The 25,064-nt window shown below is 42.6% G+C and carries 22 protein-coding genes; 5 read left to right on the forward strand and 17 right to left on the reverse strand.

Annotation, left to right across the window (positions count from 1 at the left end; translation table 11 throughout):
• Positions 1-86 precede the first annotated feature (86 nt).
• From M3180_RS03305 to M3180_RS03330, 6 genes are all read right to left on the reverse strand, one after another.
• The gene (locus tag M3180_RS03305; RefSeq protein ID WP_251665795.1) at positions 87-1,874 is read right to left on the reverse strand and encodes a type 2 periplasmic-binding domain-containing protein; all 1,788 of its coding nucleotides are present in this window, start codon (positions 1,872-1,874) and stop codon (positions 87-89) included.
• Between the two features lie 98 nt (positions 1,875-1,972).
• Positions 1,973-2,863: a carbohydrate ABC transporter permease gene (locus tag M3180_RS03310; RefSeq protein ID WP_251665796.1), complete on the reverse strand. Its 891-nt coding sequence runs from the start codon at positions 2,861-2,863 to the stop codon at positions 1,973-1,975.
• A 25-nt stretch (positions 2,864-2,888) separates the two neighbouring features.
• Positions 2,889-3,833, reverse strand: a complete 945-nt coding sequence (locus M3180_RS03315; RefSeq protein WP_251665797.1) for an ABC transporter permease — start codon at positions 3,831-3,833, stop codon at positions 2,889-2,891.
• A 298-nt stretch (positions 3,834-4,131) separates the two neighbouring features.
• On the reverse strand, positions 4,132-4,479 hold the full coding sequence (locus tag M3180_RS03320; protein ID WP_251665799.1) for a hypothetical protein: 348 nt from the start codon (positions 4,477-4,479) through the stop codon (positions 4,132-4,134).
• An 81-nt stretch (positions 4,480-4,560) separates the two neighbouring features.
• On the reverse strand, positions 4,561-5,880 hold the full coding sequence (locus M3180_RS03325) for a DUF445 domain-containing protein (protein WP_251665800.1): 1,320 nt from the start codon (positions 5,878-5,880) through the stop codon (positions 4,561-4,563).
• Positions 5,877-7,166, reverse strand: a complete 1,290-nt coding sequence (locus M3180_RS03330) for a DUF445 domain-containing protein (RefSeq protein ID WP_251665802.1) — start codon at positions 7,164-7,166, stop codon at positions 5,877-5,879. Before M3180_RS03330 ends, M3180_RS03325 begins: the two co-directional genes overlap by 4 nt.
• Before the next feature lie 111 nt (positions 7,167-7,277).
• Here M3180_RS03330 and M3180_RS03335 point away from each other — a divergent pair, with 111 nt between their 5' ends.
• Entirely contained in the window at positions 7,278-7,964 is a 687-nt protein-coding gene (locus M3180_RS03335) for a response regulator transcription factor (RefSeq protein WP_251665803.1), read from the forward strand.
• Positions 7,961-9,418 carry a sensor histidine kinase gene (locus M3180_RS03340; RefSeq protein WP_251665804.1) on the forward strand — a complete coding sequence of 486 codons (1,458 nt, stop codon included), beginning with the start codon at positions 7,961-7,963 and terminating at the stop codon, positions 9,416-9,418. The genes M3180_RS03335 and M3180_RS03340 overlap by 4 nt, the downstream gene beginning before the upstream one ends.
• 51 nt (positions 9,419-9,469) lie before the next feature.
• On the opposite strand, the gene M3180_RS03345 is transcribed toward M3180_RS03340, so the two are convergent.
• Positions 9,470-10,789: a metallophosphoesterase family protein gene (locus tag M3180_RS03345; protein ID WP_251665805.1), complete on the reverse strand. Its 1,320-nt coding sequence runs from the start codon at positions 10,787-10,789 to the stop codon at positions 9,470-9,472.
• 174 nt (positions 10,790-10,963) lie between these two features.
• Here M3180_RS03345 and M3180_RS03350 point away from each other — a divergent pair, with 174 nt between their 5' ends.
• Genes M3180_RS03350 through M3180_RS03360 form a run of 3 tightly spaced genes read left to right on the forward strand, consistent with a single transcriptional unit; the run spans position 10,964 to position 14,196 of the window.
• Positions 10,964-11,677: a polyphosphate polymerase domain-containing protein gene (locus M3180_RS03350; RefSeq protein WP_251665806.1), complete on the forward strand. Its 714-nt coding sequence runs from the start codon at positions 10,964-10,966 to the stop codon at positions 11,675-11,677.
• The gene (locus tag M3180_RS03355) at positions 11,677-12,408 is read left to right on the forward strand and encodes a DUF4956 domain-containing protein (protein ID WP_432806894.1); all 732 of its coding nucleotides are present in this window, start codon (positions 11,677-11,679) and stop codon (positions 12,406-12,408) included. Before M3180_RS03350 ends, M3180_RS03355 begins: the two co-directional genes overlap by 1 nt.
• A 12-nt stretch (positions 12,409-12,420) precedes the next feature.
• Positions 12,421-14,196: a CotH kinase family protein gene (locus M3180_RS03360; protein WP_251665807.1), complete on the forward strand. Its 1,776-nt coding sequence runs from the start codon at positions 12,421-12,423 to the stop codon at positions 14,194-14,196.
• Positions 14,197-14,367: 171 nt separating this feature from the next.
• Here the strand turns inward: M3180_RS03360 and M3180_RS03365 are convergent, their stop codons facing one another.
• From M3180_RS03365 to M3180_RS03410, 10 genes are all read right to left on the reverse strand, one after another.
• A complete protein-coding gene (locus M3180_RS03365; protein WP_251665808.1) occupies positions 14,368-15,651 on the reverse strand; it encodes an MFS transporter in 1,284 nt (427 codons plus the stop codon).
• Between the two features lie 149 nt (positions 15,652-15,800).
• Entirely contained in the window at positions 15,801-17,297 is a 1,497-nt protein-coding gene (locus tag M3180_RS03370) for an alpha-glucosidase/alpha-galactosidase (RefSeq protein ID WP_251665810.1), read from the reverse strand.
• Positions 17,298-17,400: 103 nt separating this feature from the next.
• Positions 17,401-18,318, reverse strand: coding sequence for an AraC family transcriptional regulator (locus tag M3180_RS03375; RefSeq protein WP_251665812.1), 918 nt, complete (start codon positions 18,316-18,318; stop codon positions 17,401-17,403).
• Between the two features lie 15 nt (positions 18,319-18,333).
• A complete protein-coding gene (locus tag M3180_RS03380; RefSeq protein WP_251665813.1) occupies positions 18,334-19,056 on the reverse strand; it encodes a nucleoside phosphorylase in 723 nt (240 codons plus the stop codon).
• Positions 19,057-19,731: a sulfite oxidase-like oxidoreductase gene (locus M3180_RS03385; RefSeq protein ID WP_251665815.1), complete on the reverse strand. Its 675-nt coding sequence runs from the start codon at positions 19,729-19,731 to the stop codon at positions 19,057-19,059. It lies immediately after the preceding gene.
• Between the two features lie 83 nt (positions 19,732-19,814).
• Complete coding sequence (locus tag M3180_RS03390) at positions 19,815-20,738, reverse strand: ABC transporter permease (protein ID WP_251665817.1); 924 nt, start codon at positions 20,736-20,738, stop codon at positions 19,815-19,817.
• A complete protein-coding gene (locus M3180_RS03395; protein WP_251665818.1) occupies positions 20,722-21,789 on the reverse strand; it encodes an ABC transporter permease in 1,068 nt (355 codons plus the stop codon). The genes M3180_RS03390 and M3180_RS03395 overlap by 17 nt, the downstream gene beginning before the upstream one ends.
• Positions 21,776-23,281 carry an ABC transporter ATP-binding protein gene (locus tag M3180_RS03400; protein WP_251665820.1) on the reverse strand — a complete coding sequence of 502 codons (1,506 nt, stop codon included), beginning with the start codon at positions 23,279-23,281 and terminating at the stop codon, positions 21,776-21,778. The genes M3180_RS03395 and M3180_RS03400 overlap by 14 nt, the downstream gene beginning before the upstream one ends.
• 69 nt (positions 23,282-23,350) lie before the next feature.
• On the reverse strand, positions 23,351-24,382 hold the full coding sequence (locus M3180_RS03405; RefSeq protein ID WP_251665822.1) for a BMP family lipoprotein: 1,032 nt from the start codon (positions 24,380-24,382) through the stop codon (positions 23,351-23,353).
• A gap of 196 nt (positions 24,383-24,578) precedes the next feature.
• Positions 24,579-25,043 carry a MarR family winged helix-turn-helix transcriptional regulator gene (locus M3180_RS03410; protein WP_251665823.1) on the reverse strand — a complete coding sequence of 155 codons (465 nt, stop codon included), beginning with the start codon at positions 25,041-25,043 and terminating at the stop codon, positions 24,579-24,581.
• Between the last annotated feature and the right edge of the window lie 21 nt (positions 25,044-25,064).

Raw genomic sequence — 25,064 nt, forward strand, 5'->3', positions numbered from 1 at the left:
ATATTTACTACTATTGTAAACAACTTCTATTTGCTTGAAAATAGAGAAAAGAAAGTATGGTCATCGCCATACTTTCTTTATCTAACTTAAGAGTTTTTACGTAGTTCGAACACTACTTTATGCTGCTCTTTATTAAATTCAACAACATCATCATAGCCTAGACCCTTCGCTTTATTAATCATCTCATCCTTCAATTGATTAAATTGCGCTTCGTCCTTAGCATAAATGAGCTTCCATGAGTATTCCTTAATTACCGAAGCAACCTGACCTTGCTTCTGCTTAAGGTCATCGGTCATCTCTACATAAGGCTGACCCGTGTAGATCGATTTTTGAACGGCTATTTTATCGTTATTGACAAACCATTCCACCGCAGTCGATGCTCCCATGACCGATCTCCAGTTTTCCTCTAGCTTCGTTGGATCCTTAGCAAGCGTAGAAGTCCATAATGAGTAATCGTAAGGATCACCATTATCCGGATTAATCATCGTGCTCTTAAAGGTAGTGTTATTAATTTGATTACGGCCATCATCCCATACACCGCCACCGAATTCATCAGGTATTGGTGTTTTGTTAGCTGGAAATGCTTCTTCTCCAAGTGCAGTAAGAACAGGCTTTCCATCCTTAAGCTCCCAAGCCATACCCTCTGGACCATAGTTCGCTGTCATATTACCTTCAGGAGAATACAACCAATCAATGATCTCCATCACACGTTCTGGATGCTCGGCCTTCGAACCAATGGACCATACTCGATTCCCTCCGTACGGATCAAAGCCATAGGAATATGATCTTGCTTCGTTGAATGGAACGAGGTGGAAGCCCTTGCCTTCCTCCATGCGCTCAGGCGTATTATACGCGTCATCAAACCAGGAGAACCAAGAGAATAGCAGTTGGCCATCTCTCATTTTATTAACAGCCTCATCAAAGTTTTGCGTAATCGAGTCTGGATCAACGAGGCCCATTTGATTCGCGTCAAAATACAAGCGAAGACCGCGCATATAGTAGCTGTTCTCATCTAATATGCCTTGAACATCTTCCGTATCTGCTGATACAAGTGTAAAGCCGCCTGGGTTAAAGCCGTCGCTTTCCTCATAGCCATGCATACCTGCCCAAGCCTTTGTGTTCATCATCATATTGCCATCCCAGTCGCTCCACATCGAGAAAGCATACGTTGGCTTATCGCTGTCGCTCCTCGGCTGAAGCTCCTGCATCGCTTTCAGTACAGGTAAATAGTCTTCCATCGTATTAATCTCTGGACGACCAAGCTGCTCGTATAGATCCCAGCGCAGATTGGGATGATAATTTAACTCTAGTGCCTCGGACGGGCCATCTGACTCAGCTCCTACCTCATTGCCAATGCCATAAATGCTTGTTCCGCCGCCAAATTGTGCTTTATTCTTTTCTAGTGCCTTCGGTGCATATTGCTGCATGTTTTTTCCGTACGTATCCACGAGGCCATCCTTCGTCCAATCTAGCAGCATGCCGGCAGCAATGGCATCCAAATATTTGCTGTCTGTCGCCCCGAATACGACAAGATCACCCAAATCCCCAGCAGCCATCATCGATTGGAATTTAATATCACCGCCGCCTTCAAGGTTAGATGCGATAATATTTAGCTTTACATTAAACTTTTCCTTCAGTACATGAGCGAACCAGCCTGTTTGCTCACCAGAGAAGTTCGACAGCATAGAAAAGACGTCAATCGTTATTTCTTCACGCTGAGGCTTATCTGTGTCCCCTTCCGTAGTCGTGCCTGGGTTATTAGCTGAAGCAATTGGCTGCGGATCATTGTTTTTTGAGCTGCAGGCAGCCAGCATCGATAGCACAAGCATTGATGAAAGCAAGACAAGCCATGTTCTTCTAGTTTTTTTTCTCATACTCTATACTCCCTTCTTATTGAAAACCTAATGACATTACTTGGTGTGGGAATCACCCCCCTCTATTAAAGATTGGAGCCATCGCTATGGGCTGCTGACTAGCCTTTTACTGCGCCAATCATAATGCCTTTTACAAAAAAACGTTGAAAGAACGGATAAACGAGCAAGATCGGAGTAACCACAATCATCGCTACAGTCGTTCGAATCGAGGTTGACGTTTGCAGCTTAGAAAGATCGATATTTTCCATTCCCTGTCCTGAACGAATAATTGCAGCCAGTGAATTCGATTCATTTAAGTATTTATAAAGGACAAATTGCAATGTATATAGCTTGTCGTTGGTCATCAGGAACACCGTATCCATAAACGAATTCCATTGATTAACCGCTGAAAATATCGCAATGGTTGCTACAATCGGTACAATGAGTGGAAAGACAATGCGAGTAAATAAGAGAATCGTCCCTGCTCCATCCATCTCTGCTGATTCTTCAAGCGCCTCAGGCAATGATTCCACAAACGTTTTTACAAGAATGACGTTAAATGGTGAGACGATGGCTGGTAGAATGTACGCCCAGAAATTATTTGTTAGATTCAAATTCATCATAATGATGAACCACGGAATAATACCTGCATTAAAATACATTGTTACGATGACAAAGCGGTACCAAAATACTCGCCCAGCCATCTTTTTCTTTGTAAACAAATAACCGAGAAATGCAGAGCCAATGACAGTACCAATCGTACCGAGTACGGTTCGGGCAACCGACACGAGTGCTGCATTCGATAGCCCCTTTACCTTCAACACCTCTACATAATTATTAAAATGAATACCCTTGGGATAAAACGTGACTTGACCGCTTGCACTCAACGAATTATCACTAATCGTTTGGATGAATAGGTAATAGAATGGAAATATACAGATTAGCGTAAATATGCCAAACCCAATATAATTGCATACGTTAAACAATCGGTCACTAAAGCTTTGCTTCATGCTACCTGCTCCTTTCTAGCAGCTGCTAAATAATCGATTCGCCCCGCACCCATTTGGATAGCTGATTGGCAACAAATAATAGAAAGATACTGACGAGTGACTTCAGCATGCTTACGGCCGTAGCAAACGAGAAGTTGTAGCCCACTAATCCCGTGTTGTATACGTACAGGTCCAGCACTTCAATGGTGTCCTTGTTCAAGCTGTTCTGGAATACGAAGTACTGCTCAAGACCGTTGTTAATAAAGTTTGCAATCGATAGCAGCAATAAGACGAAGAATGTGGACATGACACCTGGCAGCGTAATATGCCACATTAACCGGAATCTCCCCGCCCCATCTACCTTCGCTGCATCGTATAGCTCCTGATCAATGGAGGTAATCGCAGCAATGTAGAGAATCGCACTCCAGCCAAGCCCCTTCCACAGTGACCATAGCGTCATCTTCAGCCATATATGCTCGGACGAGGCCAAATAATTGACGGGCTGTGATTGGAGTCCCAAGCTGATCATAAGCTTATTAATAATGCCGCTGTCGACGGAAAAAAGCATGAAGGCAATGGCATACACTAATACCCAGCTAATAAAATTCGGCAGCGTCGTTAACGTTTGCACCAAGCGCTTGTACCAGTTGGTGCGAATTTCAACGAGAAATATCGCAAAGATAACTGGAAATACAGACGTCAATAAGCCAAGTGTGCTAATTCCGAACGTGTTTTTCATTACACGAACAACCTCTTGCACCTGATACTCGTTGGATATAATCGAGGTAAACCATTTAAACCCTACAAATTCAGTTTCAAATAACGGAAATCCAACCCGATAATTAAAAAAGGCATACGTCCAACCGTACAACGGGAAGTAACTAAAAATGAGTACAAGCACTAAAAATGGCGCAGCATAAAGCAATAAGCGATATCGTAAGCTTATAGAAAAATTAATTCGTTTTCGTTTAGGTTCCACTACAGGATTCATCATCGGCCTCCTTCAACGTTGCACCGCATCGTAAGCGCTTACTTGTTATCGTAATTGTAGATTGTTTTCAACTTGATCAGGGAGAGAAAGCTGTTGCTTATACGTAGGAATCTGTTTGCTATCGAGCAACCATTTTCACCTATCTTCGAACCATTTTCTACCCTAGACGCACAACAGGCTAATAGCGAAGCTAATATGTGTTCGATCTAGCTATTTTTCATGCAACATCTCAAGCAAAAAATAGAGGCATTCATTAATCATTCTCATGACTAATGAATGCCTCTATTGCTTTGTGTATTTACTTCTTGTCGATAATAAGCGCTACCTGCTGCTTAACGGTATACGTATCCTTCAGATGCTCTTCCTTAAGTGCGCCAACCTTTATGAGACCTGTTATTTTACCTTGATCCGGCTTGGAAAGCATACGCCATAGCTCAGGATCAGGAAGAGCGTTATACAGTAAAGTTTCATGGTATTCCTTGCGTTCCGACTGTATGAGTCTCACTCGGTAAGCGCCTATCGTTTGTTCCGTTACTTCCTCATTATTCATCTGCTGAACAATTTGCTCCTTTAGCTCAGCAAGCTCTTGTTCGATTGACTTACTTCTCTGCTTCAATTGATAATAGCGGCTAATCAGCTTATTCATGTGATCCCTCCTCTATGGACAATCATATGAATAAACTTGGATGAACATTCCAATTGTCTACAATCCTGCTTCTGTTTTCTTCTAGCTACGACCAAGGAGCTCAAGCACCGGCTCATAGACACCATACAGTAAACCGTACAACAGCGCACCGATTACAGCTCCAATGAACGCTCCATTCACCCGAATCCGCTGCAAATCAACCTCTACCTTACTCTCGATAAATTGCACAAGTCTCTCTTCTGAGAATGTATCCAGTGTGCTGCGAACAATTTGACCAATCACTTTATGCTCCTTCTCGATCATATGCAGCATAAAGCTTTTCAGCTTTTGTTCTATCAGTTCCTTCGACAGCTCATCTGTTTTCATCCAGTTATAATATTGATGCAATAATCGTGCCAGCCATTTCTGCATCGTTGTCGCCTCTATATCCTGCGCTGCTGAAGCAGCTGGAGCAAGCTGTTCTACTAAGCCATTAACTAGCTGCTGTAGGAACGGTGCAATCGACAGCTCCTGTAGCAGCTGCTGCTTCCAAACCTCGAGTGCGTCTTCTATATCCTCTCTCTCAAGCAGTACAACTAGCTGCTTAAGCTGGCTGCGAAGCAATATTCTTAGCTCATGGTCATGATCCTTCAGCTGTGCAAGCAGTAATAGTAAATCACGATAGATGACGTCTACTGCATCATCAAAATTAACAGCATCTGCTGCTTGAGCAAATGAAAACAGCGCCCTCGTTAACCAGCTTCCACCGTCTTTACCAAGCATTTTATCTTTTTCGGATTCTAGCAATCGTTTGATTGCTGGCTTAACATCGCTTTGTAGCACCCGCTTCTGAGCAGTATTAATGAGCAGATCAAGCAGCTGATGATCATACCCCTTCTCCATCGCGTAGGCTAGCCCTTTGCTAACATGTGGTGCGAGCTTTGTTCGACTGACAGCATCTTTAAGCTGCTTTTCTAACACAGGTACAGCCGATTCAGTCTGCACATTACGCAGCACCAACGCCAGCAGCCTACGGATCGTCTGCTCTGCTAGCTTCACATTCCATCGTTTATCCAGCCACGAGATGAGCAGCTCTGTAAAATTCAGCTTAGCAAGCTGATCCTCAATCATCTTCTTATTCAGAAGCTGCTGTTCTACGAGAAGGACAACACCGTCTACGAGCTTATCTCGATTTCGCGGAACAATGGCAGTATGAGGAATCCAGCGCATACCTAAAGGATGTCTGAATAGTGCAGATACAGCAAACCAATCTGCCAGCGCTCCGACCATACCTGCTTCTGAGATAAACAGCATCGCTTTTGTCCACCACGGTTGATCCAGCCTCCAATGCAGGATCAGCGAGATAATAAATAAGCAGGCCAATGCAATTAAGCTATAATTCGCTCGTTGTCTCATCGTCATGCCAGCAGCCCTCCAATCAATGCTTGCACAAGAAAGAGCATGACTCCGATTAATGCTCCGACAAATGTCCCGTTTAAGCGAATATATTGCAAGTCCTTTCCTGCCTTTTCTTCGACCAGTTCTATGAGCTGCTGTTCATCAAATTGCTCTAGCTTTTCACGAACAAGCTTACCAATATAGTTATGATTGCGTTCAATAAACGCTGTTAATGTAGAAATCATATAATGGTTAATTTGCTCATGCATTTCACTTTGCTCACTTAGACGAGTGAGCAGCTTGTTAATCTGCTGATCGAGCCATTGCTTAACGATCGAAGCATCTGTTGACGAATCATCCGCATCATCCAACTGTGTAATAAGCAGCTGGATGGCATCCTCGATCATCTGCGGAGTCAGAATACCTCCAAGTACTGCTTCTCCAAGCTTTCTAATCCGTTCATTCCACAGGTCTGACTGCTTCTCATCCTCTTCCCAGCTCATTACAAGCTGTTGCAGCATTTGCCGAAGCTTGCTTAGCAAGGCATGCTCTCCATTCTCAACGCCTGTCAAAGTATCGGACGCCAGTGACATAATTTTGCTTGTTAGCTCCTCTGCATTCAGACCAGCAATGCCATTTACAAATTGTCGACCTTTTTTATTGTTTTCATATGAGCGCAGCGCCGTTGCAATAAACTCATAGACAAATTGCTTCACTGCATCCTGCTGAATAAACTGCTTTAGCTGCTTAGCTAGTACGCTTGCCACTTTTCTATCATATTGCTCACGGATTAACCACGTAATGAAACCGCCGACCACTACGGTTGGACGTGTTGCATGTAAGCCTTGCTTCACTAGCCGTTTTAACGACAGGCTAATCACGGCAGGACTGCTTACCTTTAGCAAGTCACTAAGCAGCCTTGTAGCGAGCTCTTTAAGTGCACGCTCTCCCTGCTCGCTTGTCATATAAGTAATAATTGCATGAGCTGGCTTGTAGCTTTTCAGCTGCTTAATTATCATGTCGGGTGACAGCAGCTCATGCTCTACCATATCAACGAGTTCTTTAATGAGCCGCTCTCGGTTACGAGCGATAATGTTCGTGCCCATCCAATGTGGCCAACGTATCTTCAGCGGCTGACCGAATAATGCCCTTACGGCAAAGGAATCCGCAAGACCTCCTATCGTAGCGGCACTGCAAGCAGCGAATAATAGCCCACCTATAAATGCGTCCTGGAAAGGGAAGCAAATCAGCATTCCGATAAATGCAATAACAATCGATCCGTTCACTACTTTTTTTAAGCTAATTTTCATGTAGATGCTCCTAAAATGAAGTATATTATGATATTATATTATCCTTTTTTATTTGAGTCATCCACTCTAAGCTCAATAATAGAAAGAGATTACATCAACAAGGAGACAAGCATGAGTCCTTTAGTAGGTATAAAAGTAATGTTGGTTGACGATGAGGAAAGCATACTGCAATTTTTAGAGCTTGGTTTAAGCAATGAAGGAGCTACCGTGCAATGTGCTAAGAATGGGCATGAAGCTTTGCAGCTTGCAGCTGAATTTAAGCCCCATATCGTAATATTAGATGTGATGATGCCGGAGCTTAACGGTTTTGATACATGTAAGCAGCTAAAGGAAGATGGGAGTGAGCTTGCAATTATAATGCTTACGGCAAAGGAGGATGTCAGTGACCGAATTCATGGGCTTATGCTCGGTGCAGATGATTATATCGTGAAGCCTTTCAGCTTTTCTGAGCTGCTAGCGAGAATTCATGCTCGTCTACGCAATCAATTCCCAATGCTGCTAAGTGCCGTTCACTATGGATCATTTACACTAGATGATCGCCGCAAAGAAATTGTGCACGAGCAAGAGGTTCTTGAGCTGTCACCAACTGAGTATGAGCTATTAAAGCTGCTATTAACGAATCACGGTGCAGTTCTTAGTAAGACAACGATATTGGATAAGGTGTGGGGCTATGATTTTGGCGGTGAGCATAATATTGTAGAGGTTTATATTCGCTCATTAAGAGAGAAGCTTGGTGATAAGGAGCACCGCATCATTCGTACGCTGCGCGGAGCTGGTTACAGACTGGATATCGTATGAACACTCTGCGTGGTAAAATCACCGCCATCACACTAATGGTTATCGCATTATTATTTATGCTGATCGGAGTGCTTCAGTATACATTTATGAAGGATTTTCTGTACAAGAACAAAGCAGAAGCTCTCCATGCTCAAATTCGAACATGGCCACCAGACTTAATCTTTTCACACCTGAAGGAGCCAATTGGCCCAAGACCTGGACGAGCCATTATCTTTCAACCAGGCATGATCGTTAGCTACGTCGATCAGACTGGACGGCAAACACTGCTATCAGATATAGATGTAGATTCACAGCTTGCCCCTATCATATCTGCTGCACAATATGAGGAGCTATTCGAGCAATTTCGCAATCGAAATCATAAGCTATTCTATCGATTTACTGATGCGGAAGGTAATGCTCACATGGTCGTCTTTCGAGATATGAGCGGACGAGACATGCCAAGTATGCTGCTGCAGGTTAGTATCGAGCTCCAGCCACTGCAAGCTCAGCTCTATACTCAGCTTGGAATCTATATCGCTGTTGCTCTCATTGCACTTGCCGCAGGTACTGTGCTTATGCTGCTCAGCCTTAGAAAAGCGCTTCGACCACTGAATGACATGATCCGAACGGTTGAGCGCACAAACGCACAAAATCTAACTGAGCAGCTGCCTATGATGCCACAGCAGGAGCTCCAACAGCTTGCAGCTGCCTACAATGATATGCTCGCACGATTAGAGGATTCGTTCGACTCCGAACGATTAATGAACGAACGTATGCGGCAATTCATTGCGGATGCTTCACATGAGCTGCGCACACCTATAACATCCATTCATGGCTTTATTGAGGTGCTGCAGCGAGGTGCGATGCATCATCCAAAGCAGCTTGAGCTGTCTCTTAAGGCGATGGAACAGGAATCTACTCGCATGAAAGCTTTAGTTGAGAGCTTGCTCCAGCTTGCAAAGCTTGACCATACGTATCAGAGCAGCCTGATTGAAGAATTTTCACTAGTCGAGCTCGACTCCTTAGTCATAAGTATGAAGCTGCAGCTCGACATGATGGCTGGGCAACGAACGGTTCAGTTTAATTTTACCGAAAAGGACACGTATACCATACTAGGCAGTAAAAACGGATTGAAGCAAGTCATGCTTAATCTAATAAACAATGCCATACAGCATACGGCACCCTCTAATGGCTTTATTACGATTACCTTAGAGAAAAATTTAGAGCATGTCATTCTATCTATCTCTGATAACGGAGTAGGCATTGCCAAAGAGCATCAGCAGCATTTGTTCGAGCGGTTCTTTCGTGTAGATAAAGCAAGAGCTCGTACCTCTGGAGGTGCAGGTTTAGGCTTATCCATTACTAAATCTATTATCGATGCCCACCATGGGCATATTCAGGTGAGCAGTGATATTGGCAAGGGAACAACCTTCGCGATTCATTTCCCAGTAGTAACAAACGATAACAATGATTGAAATAAAACGGCACTCAAGTCATCTACTAAGACTTGAGTGCCATTATTTAAATTAGTTTTTGTTTCCACTGCTCGCTATTCTAAATTGGTCTAGCAGCTTGCCGCTTATATCAAACGCGGAATAGATGAGCTCCTCTTGTGATACATCTACGACCGCATACATCGTCTTTCCATTCTGAAAAGCAACGGCTTGATAGTCTTTTTCCTTCTTCTCTTCATTAAGCTTAGTCCCTGAAGCATTTAACGTGACATAGATGGTTCCTTTCTCCTGCTCATTTACTATCTCACCATCTACGAGAGGAAAACTACGAGAATATTGATGATTATGCCCCTGCAGCACAAGATCAACACGATATTGATCGAATAATTTGACCCAGTCCTTTCCATCCTTAAAGCGGTTGGCTCCATAAACCCCTCGGTGCATAGATACAACAACCCATTGGTATTGTGCGCGATGCTCTTCTAGTACCTGCTCAAGCCATTCTGCTTGACCCTTTATGTTCCCTTCCGTGTTCAAACTAATAAACAGCATATTGCGATACCCAGTATAATAAGTAGTATTCTGTTGCGAGCCCGTGGCACCATTGTCTGGCATACTAAACCGAACAGAAAAGCCTGCTGCATTACCATCGATCTCCTCATGATTCCCTGTCGTCGGCATAAATGGAATTAACGAAAATGCTGGAGCATAGTGATAGAACCATTTCCACTGCTGCTCACTCGTAGGATCATCCGTCAAATCTCCGCTATGAACAATAAATCCAGCCTGTGGTGCTGCTTCTATTGCTGCTTGCAGCGTTCTCCCCCATTGCTTATAATCGTTCTCCACTTTCCCCTGACTATCTGTAATATGTATGAACTGAAAACTCTCCTCAGACATATCTGCTATGTGTAATGTATACTCCTCTGAAATAAGCTGACCACCAGCTATCATTCGGTAATGATATTGTTCACCAGATTGGAATTGCTCCGAGCTTGCTGTATATGCATAGATCTGCGTTCCTTCTCGATCAGTATACGAACGTTCATCCGCCTCTATCATTATTGCTTTTTCCCACGAATCATCAATTCTTTTCAGCTGCAGTACGCTTTGTTCTATACGTTTTTGAGAAAGCCAGGTTATCGCGCGCCCAGTATCGTTTAATAGCGACACCGATACACCGTATATAGCATACTCGTCTGCTGCTACACTTGTCTGCTGTGGCTGTGAGTTCACTCGCTCCCGATTCTGGTCCTCCTGCTCTTGTTGAACTTGCTCCTGTGTAACACCTTCACTCTCTTGCTGCTGTTGATTATTATCAGGCCATTGCAGCGCAATAATGACAAGTAAAATAACCGCAACGAAGCCTATTAACCATATATGATCCTTCATCCGATATGCATTGCCTCCTTTTACACTTTACAAAATTTTAACATATTTTCAGCTTGACAAGCATTCAGCTTTTCTTCAGTTTAGCTTCAGATTTATATAAGCATTGCCTCCTACAATAAAGCTATCCACTTGATCAACATGATCAACATTCTAACAGACAAGAGAGGTGTACGAATGAACGAGACTTTAAAGTATCGCAATGAACTCAAATACTACATCAGTCCGCAGCAACGCATTCTTATCACGCAAAAACTAAAAGGTCTATTAACATTGGATCAGCATGCAAGCGAGACTGGTGAGTATCATATCCGTTCTCTTTATTTTGATGATGCGGCCAATACAGCCCTTCACGAAAAGCTTGGTGGAGTACGTGATCGTGTAAAATATCGAATTCGCATGTACAACCAACGTGATAACGTTATTCATTTCGAGAAAAAAATTAAGTTTCGAGACTACATTGCAAAGGTCAAGGAGCCCCTTACACGTGCCATGGTCGAGCAAATACTTGCAGGCAACTATGAGGTACTCATAGCTGAACATAAGCCGCTATTACGAGAGATCTACAACCTCATTCACAATAAGCTGCTTAGACCAATCGTTATTGTAGATTATGTGCGTGAACCCTATGTATATCAATACGGTAATGTACGAATTACGTTTGATAAAGATTTACGTACGGCGCTCCATCATACGAACATTTTTGATCAGGAGCTTTGCTCCATACCCGCACTTGACGACAATAGGATCATTATGGAGATCAAATATGATGAATATATGCCTTCAGCTATCCAAGCAGCTTTACAGCTTGAAGGCTTGCATCGTACTTCAGCTTCTAAATACGTCATCTGTAGAAAATACAATAAACGCAACAACTGGGAGGATTATTAATGGATATGACAAATCAAGCAACAGTAGCTGCTGCTGCAACAGAAAATAGTACAAGCACTAATTTTACTGATATTATAAAAAACTCTGTACTTGAGAACTTCGGTACGGATATTGCATTAAGTGAAATCATTATCTCACTTAGCCTTTCATTTTTGATTGGACTTTTTATATATTTCCTTTATCGCCGGATTTTCAGCGGTATTCTCTATTCAAAAAGCTTTAATGTCGCATTAATTGGTATGACGATGATTACAGCTACAGTCATTATCGCAATTAACTCTAATCTCGTCCTTTCGCTCGGTATGGTTGGTGCTTTGTCGATCATCCGCTTTAGAACACCTATTAAGGACCCTACCGATCTTATCTTCCTGTTCTGGGCTGCTGTCGCTGGTATCGTCACGGGCGCTGGCTTTTATACATTAGCATTAATCGGCTCTCTTATTATCGGGTTAATTTTATTCTTCTTCATAAAAGGGAGCACTCCAGAAGCGCCTTATCTGCTCGTCGTTCATTGCGGGAATGATCAAGCAGAGCAACAGCTTGAACAGCAACTTGCCAAGGTCGTGAAAAAATTCAATGTAAAACAAAAATCTGTTACTGCTGGCAATATTGAAATAACCTTTGAGGTTCGCATGAAGGAGCAAACTGGTGCTTTTGTTAACGGAATTTCTGCAATTCCGGGCGTACAAAGTGCTGTGCTTATTAGCTATAACGGTGATTATGTTTCATAAGGAGGAATCGCAATGAAGCATTTAACCCGCATGCTTATATTTTCGTTGCTACTGCTCGCTGGACTGCTTAGCGGCTGCAGCGATACCTTAACAGAACCATCGTCACAGTCCATTGCAATGATAAGTGAAGCAACTTTAGACGAAGATATATTTCCGAAGGATCAAGTCATTGATATTAACATTACCGTTGATGAGGAGGCCTTTCAAAGCCTTTTAGACAATGCTACTTCAGAGGAGTATATCGAAGCAGCTGTTAACTACAATGGACATCTGCTTGAGCATATTGGCTTACGTACGAAAGGAAACTCTAGTTTGCGTTCTGTCGCGAGCATGAGTGATTCTGATCGCTATAGCTTTAAGCTGTCATTAGATGAGTATGTTACGCAAAGCATCGGCGGTATTACAAAAATCAACTTAAATAATGAATATAGCGATGCCAGCTATATAAGAGAATATATCGCTTACGAAATTGCTGAAGGCATAGGTATTCCTACTCCAAAATATTCCTTTGTCAACGTATACATTAATGACGAGCTGTGGGGACTGTATACAGCCGTTGAACAAATAAATACCGCGTTTATTGAGCGAGAATTTCCATCTGCATCAGGTACCTTGTATAAGTCTAACGGAGGTGATGGAGCTGATTTATCCGCGTTAGGCTCATTAGAGGTCTATACTGGCCTGGATGCGAAGCACGGTGAAGCGAATGATGCATTAGTAGAGATGACGGATCGGTTGAACAATGGCGATCCTGCTGAGCTTGATCAAGTGTTAGACGTCCAGGCTGCCTTACAATTTATCGCGTTCAATACCGTAACAGCAAATATGGACAGCTACGCAGGAAACTTTAAACACAACTATTATCTATACGAGCAAAACGGTGTATTCACGATCTTTCCTTGGGATCTCAATATGGCATTTGGCGGCTTTGGAGGTACAGGTATCCTAATTGATGAACCTACAGGCGTATCATTAAGCAGTCGGCCATTAATTGCTAAGCTTATCGCAGAAGACGCCTATCAAGAGGAGTATCATCATATCATTGAAGCTATCATAACAGATTATTTTAGTGGAGATACATTCGAAAATCGTGTACGTCAGCTTCAAGCATTAATTAGTGAATATGTTAAAAACGATCCAACTGCTTTCGTCACCTTCGAACAGTTTGAAGAAGGAATAGAATCGTTAATTAGCTTTGCAAAGACACAGGCAGAATCGATAACGAAGCAGCTCTCCGGAGAAATGGCCTCGTATGGCGATGGAACTGGTTCGGCGAGCAACGGAATGGGCGGTGGATTCGGGGGACAACGTGGCAATAGACAAATGCCAGATGGTATGCAAATGCCAAACGGCATGCAGATGCCTGACGGTATGCAAATACCTGAGGGCATGCAGATGCCTGACGGCATACAAGCACCTGACGACCTGCAAATACCTGAGGGCATGCCAATACCCGATGGTTTTCAATTGCCGGACGGAATGCAGGCCACTTCCTCTGGAGATATAAACATAAATGAAGCTGCTCAGACTACTGAAGAGCAAGAGATTGTAGGTCTAGAGATTACGATACCAAACGTTGAGGATGGGCAAAGACCGAATTTTCGTAACGGTGATCGTCAGCAAGGCGGCGGCTTTGGGGGATTTCCAGGTAATATGAATGGCCAAGCCTCGACTCAGCTCATCGATTCGGCAAAACAGCAGGAGCATTTTCAGCTTACATTAATCAGTGCTGGCTTTATGGCTATTGGTTGTTTGATCGTCATTTATTGGAGAAGAAGGAAGCTCTAGTTCCGTAACACAAAACCGCGATATGTAGTATCAATATCAATCTTTCAAGTTATCTAATCAACGATACGATACCATAAGAATCGGATAATCACGGTTGCTTCAAACTAAAAACAGGTGGAGAAATGTTCTCCACCTGTTAGCTTTTAATAGCCTATGCAGCCTATAGCTAATCTACTTAGCAACGGAATTACTTACTTCGGATGAAGCTGATTCAATTTTCTCTGGTCTGATAAGCAGCAAAATTAAAAACTGTGCAGCAGCCATTATAGCAATAACAATCGCCAACCACTTGGATTGTAGGTCACTTGCGAGCATAATAAGAATGAATATAGCAAACACGCGACCACCATTGAGAAATGCCTCCCGCATGACAACCGATTCTACCTTAAGCTGGCCCTTCAATGGAAGCCCGCTTATTAGACGATAAAAATACGAGGTCATGGAATTGACGGAAAGCGGATTACATATCGAAAATACAACCATAAATATGATGACTGACCAGAGCTTAATATCAATAAGTAACATGCATGATGCTGCAACAACACACATCGTAGCATACATAATATACTTTCTCGCTTGCTCCTTTTGTGCCTTTCGGGATATAACATAGCCAGTAGCTACCGTTATCCCTGAAAACAACACTCCGAAGTAACCTACGAGATCCTCACGCTCCAGCGCTTGAAAGAGAAGTATATTGGGCAAAAAAAGCATAATCCCTTGAAATAAGCCAAATATAAAAAAGCTATATAAACTATACAGCCAAAGCTTGTTCTTCTTCATCACAAGTCCAACATACTTCAAATAGTACTTCTTGTGATGACTAACGATTGCTTTAATTTTTGTACTAATGATTGCAGCTATGACAAACATTATAAATGCAATTAAGAAGATAATAAGGTAGCCTTCCAACCCTTCCATGCGTGCGATAATCGATCCAGCTAAGGCAGGACCCAAAAGACCAGCTGAGTTAAAGGTAACCATATTAATAGCTAGATAGCGAACACGATTGCGATCTGTTGAGACATCATATTGAAGGATCAAAAAACCTGTCCAATAGAAACCAGATGAAATGCCGTTAAGCAAGGCGAATATTATATAATAGTTCGGCACCGTTTCTCCTGCCAAAATAACGAGCAGATAGAAAACAGCACAAAGCATAATACCTAGTCGATACACGACCATTCGATCAAGCTTTTTTGCAATAAGTCCACCAATTGCAAATGCAAACGGGGTCATTCCAAAGTTCACAATGTTATAGACGGCATTAATGGTAAAGTCTTGTGTAAGTCTCCATAGATATAAGTTGAGAAACAAACCGGACATCGATGCACCAAACTGAAAGCATGCATGAATGATAAGTGAAATCATTGCTTCTCTGCCTAATCTTTGATCTGGAGGGATCGAATTTGAAGAAAAATTGCGACGTAATCTAGCGAAGTAATTCCACTGTGACAAATAGCTTCTCTCCCTTATGTAGGTTTTGACTCTCCAATCAATGAACAGTTTACCATACATAGCAAAAAAATAGACCGTTAAATGTTCAACTTACATATATAGATAATCGTTGATATCCGTCTCCATTTATCCCATTAAGAGAACAATAGCTAGATTCGAACTTTACCCTTATCGGATTCACCAGCATTACGATTCGCTTCTTGTTTGTCTAATGCCATTTCTTCGATTGATTTTACTTTTAATCTTGCAGCCCCTTTATAATCCCTTGTAGGAAGTAACGGCTCATTCGCGAGACGATGCTTTGCTTTCGCAATAGCATCCTTATATTGCGGCAGCCACTTCTCGCCTGCGACAAGCATTTCATCGACGAGCTGCCATATTTCTTTAGGGTTGCATACGGCTCCGATCAGTGGATCCATCATGAATGCTTGACGAAGCAGCTGGTCATCTCCACTCACAGCAGCCTCTACAGCAAGCCTTTGTACAGAGATACTGGCAGTACAAACGGCTGCTGGTCCAAGCGGTAAATCACCGACCATTGGCATCGATATTCCATTACGATCGACATATCCAGGAGCTTCAATAATGGCATCAGAAGGCAAGTTCGTAATAATACCTTCATTCTTCACATTAAAATGTCCACGATACACTCTACCTGTTTCAAGCGCTTCGATAATGTATGAGCCATGCTCTTCACCACGATTCTCCTCCGAAAAGATCATCGGATCATTTTTCATCCAATTCGGGAAATCAGTTTCGAACCAATTTCTCCCCTCGGTACATACGCGTAAATAGCCACCAGTTTCTCCATTGATCCACGAGCTGAGGTCAATCCAGTCGTTGATTTCCTCTTCGCGCTTGCGATACCAGGGCACATACTCACTAAGGTGCCCATTGGATTCTGTGCTGTAATAGCCGAATCGACGGAGCATATCAATTCTTACTTTTTCTGTTCTACTATAATCCGGATGCTTCTCGAACGCTTCAAGCAAATCTTTAGTTAAATCCTTACCATTGTGTTTAATCTGGATATACCATGTTTGATGATTAATTCCTGCACAAATAATATCTACATCTTTTTTCTCCAAGCCAAATACATCCGCAATTTGATGATGGCCACCTTGTACGCCATGACATAACCCAATCGTACGAACACCACCATATTGATTGCAGGCCCATGTCAGCATCGCCATAGGATTCGCATAATTAAGCAGCAATACATCCTGTCTAGCTACTTCACGTATATCGCTGCATATGCTAAGCATCTCTGCAATTCCACGTTGTCCGTACATAATACCACCTGCACATAATGTATCGCCAACGCATTGATCGATCCCGTATTTAAGCGGAATATCAATATCTGTAGAGAATGCCTCTAGTCCACCAACGCGAATCGTACATATGACGTTTTTAGCATTTTGCAGCGCTTCTCTTCGATCTGTCGTTGCGGAAATCGTTATGTTTAGTCCATTTTGATCAATGTCACGCTGACAAAGGGCGCGCACCATCTCTAGGTTATTCTCATTAATATCTGTAAATGCAATCTCAATCTGTGAAAATTCCTTCACTGCGAGTAGATCTCGAAGCAATCCGCGTGTAAATCCAATGGATCCTGCTCCGATAAATGTAATCTTGAATGTCGACATATAAAAACGCCTCCTTAAAGTGATGACGCTATCATTGTAGCAGTGCATCTTAAGGAAGCGTTAACAATATTGTTACCATTTTTCATATCATGTGTCCGTTATTCTAACCTTTTCTGACTTCTTCATTGTTATAATGCTGTCTGTTGCTTTTCTCTCTATACTGCATTGGCGTTAATGATGTATGCTTCTTAAATAAATCATGAAAGTATACTCTACTGTTTACTCCGACATATTCACAAATATGTGCAACAGGGATGTCCGTCTCCCGCAGCAGCATCATCGCCTTTTCCATGCGGTAACGATTTAAGTAGCTAACGATCGTCATGCCCGTTTCTGCTCGGAATATTCGATGCAAATAATTAGGGTGTACATTGACGGACCTGGCTAAGCTCGCAACGGTAATGTCACCATCATAATGCTGATGAATATCGTTTAGTACCTCACGCACATAGTGTAGTGCACCACTTGACTGCTCTGCTGAGCAAAGAGATGCTTTGAACAGCTTGGCAACAAGGACAATGAGTTGCGTGAATAATAACTCACGCTTCAAGCTGCGGCCTGACTGCTTATTATCAAGCTCCAATACTAATGCTTTCAAAGTTGAATAAACCTCATCAATATCTCGTAAAACAAAAAATGCTCCAGCATGCTGAAGAAGATATTGTAAATCCTCATCTTCATCAGCTAGTGAAGCAATTGCTGGTAATTGATACTCAGCTGGTTGAAAGGTGAACTCGATATTTAGCATTCGACAGCCTATCTCATCTCTCACAAGCAAGCGATGTGAGACACGTCCATCGAGCAATATGAATTCACCTTTCTTTAGCCTTTTTACGATTGGCTTTAGGGACCCAGATTCGAGCAATTCAATCTCGCAGTGACCATTAATAACATACATCATTTCGATGGAGTCATGCTTATGAAAATCCATCTCATAGTTTTTCCACTGTCTATAATAGTACGCGCTAAACGTTGGGTAGCTCGTTTTCTCTAGATGATGCGCATAAAACAAATTGCCCATCTTCCCACCTACTTTTTACTTAGCTAGTACGACCATCGCTTCTAGCGCTGCATTAATTTCGCGTTCAACAGCATCACTCACTACATTAGTATGAGGATCATAATCTGCAGCCAGATCTGAATCAGCATAGCCATCCATCGCTACAATTGCCCCAGCACGTACTCCGCGCAGCGCAGCAATAACATAGAGTGCAGCGATTTCCATCTCAACACCTAAAGCACCTGCTGCTTTGTATGTTTTATGCGGAATGTCTACAACACCGTTGAAGAATACATCAAGCGTAACGGTAATCCCTTTTTTCACAATACCGCCTTGTGTCTGTGCGGCTTCATAAAGTGCTGCTACAACCTCGCTATCGCCAATAGCTGGGAAGCCATCTGGAACAAGCTGCTTCGTTAATCCATCTGTACGAATCGCGCCTGTACTTACAACTAGGCTTCCAGCCGGGTGATCGGCGGAATAAGAGCCTGCCGTACCAACTCGGATTAGCGTATGTACACCGCCCTTAATAAGCTCCTCAAAGCAAACTGCTGCTCCTGGGCAGCCAACCCCATGGCTGACTACAGCAAGCTTAACACCTTTATAGGTTCCGACAAACGTACGATACTCACGAGCATAAGCTAGCTCGCGGGCATCCTCAAGCTTATCGGCTATTTTTTTCGCTCTCCGTGGATCGCCGCAAACGATAGCAAGTCCTGGAAGCTCCTCAGATTGAACCTCTAATATAGATAAAAACATTTAATCGAACTCCTTCTTATGCCATTCATCTTCAGGCAGATCAAATCCGTCGCCTGAGAAACGCTGCTCAGCAAAAGGCTCTGCATAGTTATGGAAGCCATTCTGTTCCCAGAAGCCGGGAGCATCCTCCGTCATAAACTCAAAGCCAGTAATCCATTTGCAGCTTTTCCAAAAATATAAATGAGGTACAATTAGTCGCATCGGACCGCCATGCTTTGCTGTTAAAGGCTCACCTTCATAGCTATGTGCCAGTAAAATATTGTCACGGAGCAAATCCTCAAGTGGAATATTTGCTGTATAGTCGTTATCACCATGAACCATAACATACTTTGCCTCAGGCTTCACACCGAGTTTTGGCAGCAAATCAGAAAATTTGATGCCTGTCCAGTTTGTATCAAGCTTCGACCAGCGTGTCACACAGTGTATATCACATGTAATATCTGTCTGAGGCATATTCATTAGTTCATCAAAGCTAAATGTCAGCTCCTTCTCGACCTCACCAAAAATCTTGATGCTCCAAGTAGACATATCATACTCAGGTACATCACCTTCATGTAAAATCGGAAAGCGATCCGTTACCGTTTGGCCAGGTGGCACCCGATGTGCCAGCTCAGGCGGAACATTTACAGCTAATGGTGCCTTTACTTTTTTCAAGCGCTCAGCTTTTTTATGCATGAAAAAACCTCCTCGTCTCTGCCTATGTTCTCTGCTTACTTATTGTACCATTAATCTTGATTGCTTCAACGCTCGTACAATAGTTATCTGGAGCTGCCGCTTGATTTCTTCGCTTCATTTTTATAGCCGGAGCTTTTAAAGAAGATCATAGCGATAATTGTGACGACAAACGGTAGCATAGCCGTTATATTGGACGGAACAGAGAAGTTCTGCAAGCGATAGCTCAATGCTTCCATAAATCCAAACAACATACTTGCTCCTGCAACACCAATTGGATTAGATTGTCCAAGCATCGTTGCTACTAGAGCAATAAAGCCACGACCATTGGTCATGCCTTCCGTAAACATCGTAACATTACCTAGTGACAGCTGTGCACCTGCCAAGCCACAAAGTGCGCCGGAAATCAGTACAGCAGCATATTGAATTTTTTTCACATTAAGTCCCAAGCTTCTTGATGCTACAGGATTTTCACCAGCAGCAAGCAATCGGAAGCCTGATACCGTTCTGAACAAGTAAAATTGCAGTACAATAACGATAACAATCGCCGCATAAACAAGAATTGATTGACCAGATAACACATCTCCAAGCCACGGAATATCTTTAAGAACGGGGATATCCAGCTTAGGCAGCCCCTTCATATCCTTGTCATAATAGGCGCCCTTCACATTAAAAATTGCACGAAGTGCAAAGGTAGTTAAACCTGCAGCAAGGAAATTAAGCGCAATCCCGACGATAATAACATTCGCTTGCAAATTTATACTCATATAAGCTAACAGCAGCGAAAACAGTAAGGAAAATCCCATTGCGAACAATATCGCCACAGCAATGCTGCCTGTTAGATAGTTCCCTAATATAGCTGAAAAAGCACCGATCAAGATCAAGCCTTCCAAGCCGACATTAAACAACCCTACTCGAGCACAGATTGCTCCGCCTAGCGCTGCCAGCAAAATAGGAGCAACCATACGTAATGCTGCAGCGAACAATGACACATCAAACAGCTGATCCATCTTTTGCCCCCGCTTTCTTACGTTTAATGAATGAAATCGTGAATTTTGCAGAAATAAATAGTATCAATACTGCTTGAATAATGCTTGAAATTTCAAGTGGTACGTCAGTATTACGCTCTACACCCATTCCGCCAGTTTGAAGAGCGGCCAGCAGTAATGACGCAATCGCCGTTCCAATAGGGTTAGAATTAGCAAGTAAAGTAGCCATAATACCGGACCAAGCATAGTTAGCCGAAGTTAGTGATCCATCAAGAAAGCGATACTGAGTACCTAAAACCTCGGATACACCCGCTAACCCAGCGAATGCTCCACTAATGAACATACTCATCACCATCAGCTTACCGCGACTTACACCACCATAGCTGGCGAATAAGGGATTGCCTCCCAGCATACGAATCTCATAGCCCTTTGTTGTCGAGTTAATGAAGAAATGCAGTGCTAATGTAGCAACAATCGCGATAATAAAGCCTACGTGAACCGTCATTCCTTGGAATAGCTTAGGTAACATGACGCTTGCGTCAATCATCTCTGTTTGGGATAAGGCCGCTGAACCTGAACGGTCCTTGAACGGATAAGCAACCATATATCCCGCAAACAACGTAGCAATGTAATTGAGAAGTAACGTTGTTATGAGCAGATTCATACCGAACTTTGAATCAAGCCAACCAGCTAATGCTGACCATAGCCCTGCTACAACAACCGCTGCTGCAAAAGCAGCAATTATCTTCACCCAGCCCGGTCCTGGAATGTACAATGCGGTTAAGGCTGCACTTAATGCACCTAACACCATCTGTCCTTCTGAACCCATATTGAAAAAACCAGCACGGAACGCCAGCGCTACACCCAAACCTACTAAAATAATTGGTGTTGCACGTGCTAAAGTATTCGTAAGGAAATAGAAGCTGCCAAAAGCACCCTTCCACATCTCACGATACGTTTCCAGTATGTCACCGCCAACAATTAATATCGCGATTGCACCTACGAGCAAGCCGACTAATACTGCAAGCAGAGGCTGTACAAGTGATTGTAGTGTACTTTTAAGCTTGTCCAACCGCTTTCCCTCCAGCCATTAATAAACTAATTTGTTCTTCTGTAGCTGTGGCTGCATCCAGCTCACCAACAACTTTTCCTTCATACATCACAAGAATTCGATCTGAAAGCTTCATAATTTCTGTAAGCTCGCTTGAAACGAGTAAAATCGCTGCGCCTTCGTCTCTACGTTTAAGCAGCTCGCCATGGATGATTTCCATTGCACCAACATCGACTCCCCGCGTTGGCTCAGCAGCAATTAAAAATGGAGTCTGCTGTGCAATCTCCCTTGCAACGATTAGCTTTTGCAGATTACCGCCTGATAAATATTGTGCTTTCGTATGAAGCGAGCCAGTCTTAATACCGAATCGTTCTACCCAGCCAGACACAAGTGTGCGAATCGCCTTGCCATCCAGCATTCCACGCTTACTCGTTCTAGACAGATGACCCATTATTCCATTATCTGAAACGGTCGCTTCCTTAGACACACCCCATAAATATCGATCCTCAGGTATGTGAGCCAGACCACTTTCGCGTATCATTTTTACTGAAGCGCCAGTAATATTCTTCTCCTGTAAAGCAATCGTACCACGATCTATTGGCATTAGCCCTGATATCGCCTGTAGCAGCTCAGATTGCCCATTACCAGAAATACCAGCAACACCAACAATTTCTCCCTCATGCACATTAAACTGTACATCTTCAAGCAAGGGCTTGGTTTTATTGCCGACAATAGTTACATCGTTCAACTCTAGTACTGGTTTGCCAATCTTGGCTTCACTACGTTCAAGCTTGATAAGCTCGCGGCCGACCATCATTCGTGATAACTGCTCTTCATTGGTTTCCGAAGCATTCACCGTACCTGTTACAACGCCATCGCGCAAGACAGTAATACGATCAGAAACCTCCATAATTTCACTTAACTTATGACTAATAATAATGAAGCTTTTTCCCTTTGCAGTTAACGCTTTAATAGATGCTAGAAGCTCTTTTACTTCAAGCGGAGTAAGTACACCAGTGGGCTCATCTAAAATAATTGTTTCTGCACCTTGATATAGCACTTTTAGTATTTCCACTCGCTGCTGCATACCGAGCGAGCAGTCTGCAACTTTCTTTTTGGGATCAACCGGCATCCCGTATTGCTCTGATAAAGCGATCGTTTGCTCAATCGCTTGCTTACGATCGAAAACAATTCCCTTTTTTGGCTCCCCACCAATGACGATGTTTTCTGCAATTGAAAAGGCTGGAAACAGCATAAAGTGCTGGTGCACCATGCCGATTTTATGTTTTATTGCGTCTGTTGGATCATGGAATGTAACAGGTTTTCCATCGATTTTTATCTGACCGCTTGTCGGACTCTCCATACCATACAAAATACGCATAAGCGTTGTTTTTCCAGCACCATTTTCTCCAATTAACGCATGAACCTCGCCTTTGCGCAGATTAAAGTTGACGTTTTGATTCGCTCTAACTAATCCGTACGACTTTGTAATACTGTCCATTTCAAGCAGCATACAAACGCTCCTTTCAAACAATTAAACCGGCTGCATAGGCTGCAGCCGGTAATGTAACTAGGCTAACACTTATTGTGCAGTAACAGAAGTGTCGATGGAACCGTCTTTAATACCCTCTGCAATTTCTTTAAGCTTAGCTAGGCTTTCTTCACCGATTGCATCGCTTAATGGAGATTCAGATTCTCTTGTTACAAAAGTAAGTCCCACGCCATCATCTGCAAGACCGTAGTAATTTTCACCGTATTCAAACGTATTGTTTACGAATTGTTTAACCGTATCGTAAGTTACAACGTCTACGTTTTTAATTTGAGAAAGTATAATGTGCTCTGGATCAATAACCGTACGATCGACGTCCTGACCAGATGTATAGAAGCCGTCTTCAGCAGCTGCTTCAAACACTCCGAAGTCACCAACAGCAGACATACCAGCAATAAAGTCAGCACCTTGTGAATTTTGAACCTTAGCAAGCTCTTTTGCTTTTGCTGAATCTGTGAAGCCACCAACGTAGCTTACAAGAACTTTTGCATCTGGATTCGTATGAGCAAGACCTTTTTCAAAGCCAATTGTGTATTTATCCATCAATGCGCCTTCAACAGCAACGATATTACCAACTACATTTGATTCAGTAATTAGTCCAGCCGCTGCGCCAAGAAGGAAAGAAGCTTCATTCTCGATAAATGCAACGCTACGTACATTTGGAACGTCTGGCATAACTGTGTCAATAATAGCAAATGCTTTGTCAGGATTTTCAGCCGCTACTTTTCTTAATACATCCTCTGCTTGGAAAGTAGCAGTAATAATTAAATCATAGCCTTCAGCTACTGTAGAACGGAAGTTTTGCTCAAAAGCATTTGGATCTGAAGATTGGATCGTTGAAACTTTTACACCGAACTCTTCACCTGCTTTTTGTAATCCTTGATCTGCTAGCTCGAAGAATGGGTTAACACCAATTTCTTCTGGAAGAACAAGAGCGATCTTCAGATCTTTTTTGTCGCTCTCCGATGCATTGGATCCTTCGTTCTTGCTGTTATTGCTGCCGCAAGCTGCAAGTAAAGCCATGACTAGAACTAGGGATAACATTAAAGTCAATCTCTTTTTCACAGTTTTTCTCTCCTTGTGTTGTAATTCGACAAAATACTTCTTCATATTACACAATATTCTTCGGTTTTTAAGCAAAATTTTATAAATTTCAAAATTTAGTCACAATTAAAAGCGATTACACGGCTAAAACACGAACATTATGCTTAATTTCATCTATTAATCTTAATGATATTAATGTGCTACAAAGCTTCTTTTTTCATTCTTCTTCAGAATCCAAATAATCAAATAAATTGCTTTTAATTTTCGTAAAGAGCTGTAAGCCTTGCTCCATTTCCTCTTCACTCAAACTTGCAAACATGTTTAGCATGAGGTTCTTTCTTATCATTTTAATTTCCTCCGCACGCTTTGCACCAAGCTCAGTTAAACTTAAAAGCACCACTCTGCGATCGGAATCATCCTTCAATCGTACGACAAGACCGTGCTCGATAAGCTTGTCAGCAATACCAGTTACCGCACCACATGTAATATGAAGTCGATCAGCCAAATACGATGCCTTTCGTGCTCCTTCATTGGCGAGTGTGGACAATAATCGTCCATGTGTAATACCAATTCCATGAACACTGTATTTACTCCAATATGTATTAATTGCGCTCCGTATTTCCCGGAATGATTCATCGAGCTGATACATAATTTCAATTTTGTGCTCGTTATTATCCGTCATTTGTCTTTTTCTCCTTTATCG

The organism is Paenibacillus camelliae (assembly GCF_023715345.1).
In the GTDB taxonomy this organism is placed as follows: domain Bacteria; phylum Bacillota; class Bacilli; order Paenibacillales; family Paenibacillaceae; genus Pristimantibacillus; species Pristimantibacillus camelliae.

What these genes read in the sequence shown, in the direction of transcription:
- M3180_RS03305 (WP_251665795.1), bottom strand. Translation starts at nt 1,874, where the DNA reads ATGAGAAAAAAAACTAGAAGAACATGGCTTGTCTTGCTTTCATCAATG.
- M3180_RS03310 (WP_251665796.1), bottom strand. Translation starts at nt 2,863, where the DNA reads ATGAAGCAAAGCTTTAGTGACCGATTGTTTAACGTATGCAATTATATT.
- M3180_RS03315 (WP_251665797.1), bottom strand. Translation starts at nt 3,833, where the DNA reads ATGAATCCTGTAGTGGAACCTAAACGAAAACGAATTAATTTTTCTATA.
- M3180_RS03320 (WP_251665799.1), bottom strand. Translation starts at nt 4,479, where the DNA reads ATGAATAAGCTGATTAGCCGCTATTATCAATTGAAGCAGAGAAGTAAG.
- M3180_RS03325 (WP_251665800.1), bottom strand. Translation starts at nt 5,880, where the DNA reads ATGACGATGAGACAACGAGCGAATTATAGCTTAATTGCATTGGCCTGC.
- M3180_RS03330 (WP_251665802.1), bottom strand. Translation starts at nt 7,166, where the DNA reads ATGAAAATTAGCTTAAAAAAAGTAGTGAACGGATCGATTGTTATTGCA.
- M3180_RS03335 (WP_251665803.1), top strand. Translation starts at nt 7,278, where the DNA reads ATGAGTCCTTTAGTAGGTATAAAAGTAATGTTGGTTGACGATGAGGAA.
- M3180_RS03340 (WP_251665804.1), top strand. Translation starts at nt 7,961, where the DNA reads ATGAACACTCTGCGTGGTAAAATCACCGCCATCACACTAATGGTTATC.
- M3180_RS03345 (WP_251665805.1), bottom strand. Translation starts at nt 10,789, where the DNA reads ATGAAGGATCATATATGGTTAATAGGCTTCGTTGCGGTTATTTTACTT.
- M3180_RS03350 (WP_251665806.1), top strand. Translation starts at nt 10,964, where the DNA reads ATGAACGAGACTTTAAAGTATCGCAATGAACTCAAATACTACATCAGT.
- M3180_RS03355 (WP_432806894.1), top strand. Translation starts at nt 11,677, where the DNA reads ATGGATATGACAAATCAAGCAACAGTAGCTGCTGCTGCAACAGAAAAT.
- M3180_RS03360 (WP_251665807.1), top strand. Translation starts at nt 12,421, where the DNA reads ATGAAGCATTTAACCCGCATGCTTATATTTTCGTTGCTACTGCTCGCT.
- M3180_RS03370 (WP_251665810.1), bottom strand. Translation starts at nt 17,297, where the DNA reads ATGTCGACATTCAAGATTACATTTATCGGAGCAGGATCCATTGGATTT.
- M3180_RS03375 (WP_251665812.1), bottom strand. Translation starts at nt 18,318, where the DNA reads ATGGGCAATTTGTTTTATGCGCATCATCTAGAGAAAACGAGCTACCCA.
- M3180_RS03380 (WP_251665813.1), bottom strand. Translation starts at nt 19,056, where the DNA reads ATGTTTTTATCTATATTAGAGGTTCAATCTGAGGAGCTTCCAGGACTT.
- M3180_RS03385 (WP_251665815.1), bottom strand. Translation starts at nt 19,731, where the DNA reads ATGCATAAAAAAGCTGAGCGCTTGAAAAAAGTAAAGGCACCATTAGCT.
- M3180_RS03390 (WP_251665817.1), bottom strand. Translation starts at nt 20,738, where the DNA reads ATGGATCAGCTGTTTGATGTGTCATTGTTCGCTGCAGCATTACGTATG.
- M3180_RS03400 (WP_251665820.1), bottom strand. Translation starts at nt 23,281, where the DNA reads ATGCTGCTTGAAATGGACAGTATTACAAAGTCGTACGGATTAGTTAGA.
- M3180_RS03410 (WP_251665823.1), bottom strand. Translation starts at nt 25,043, where the DNA reads ATGACGGATAATAACGAGCACAAAATTGAAATTATGTATCAGCTCGAT.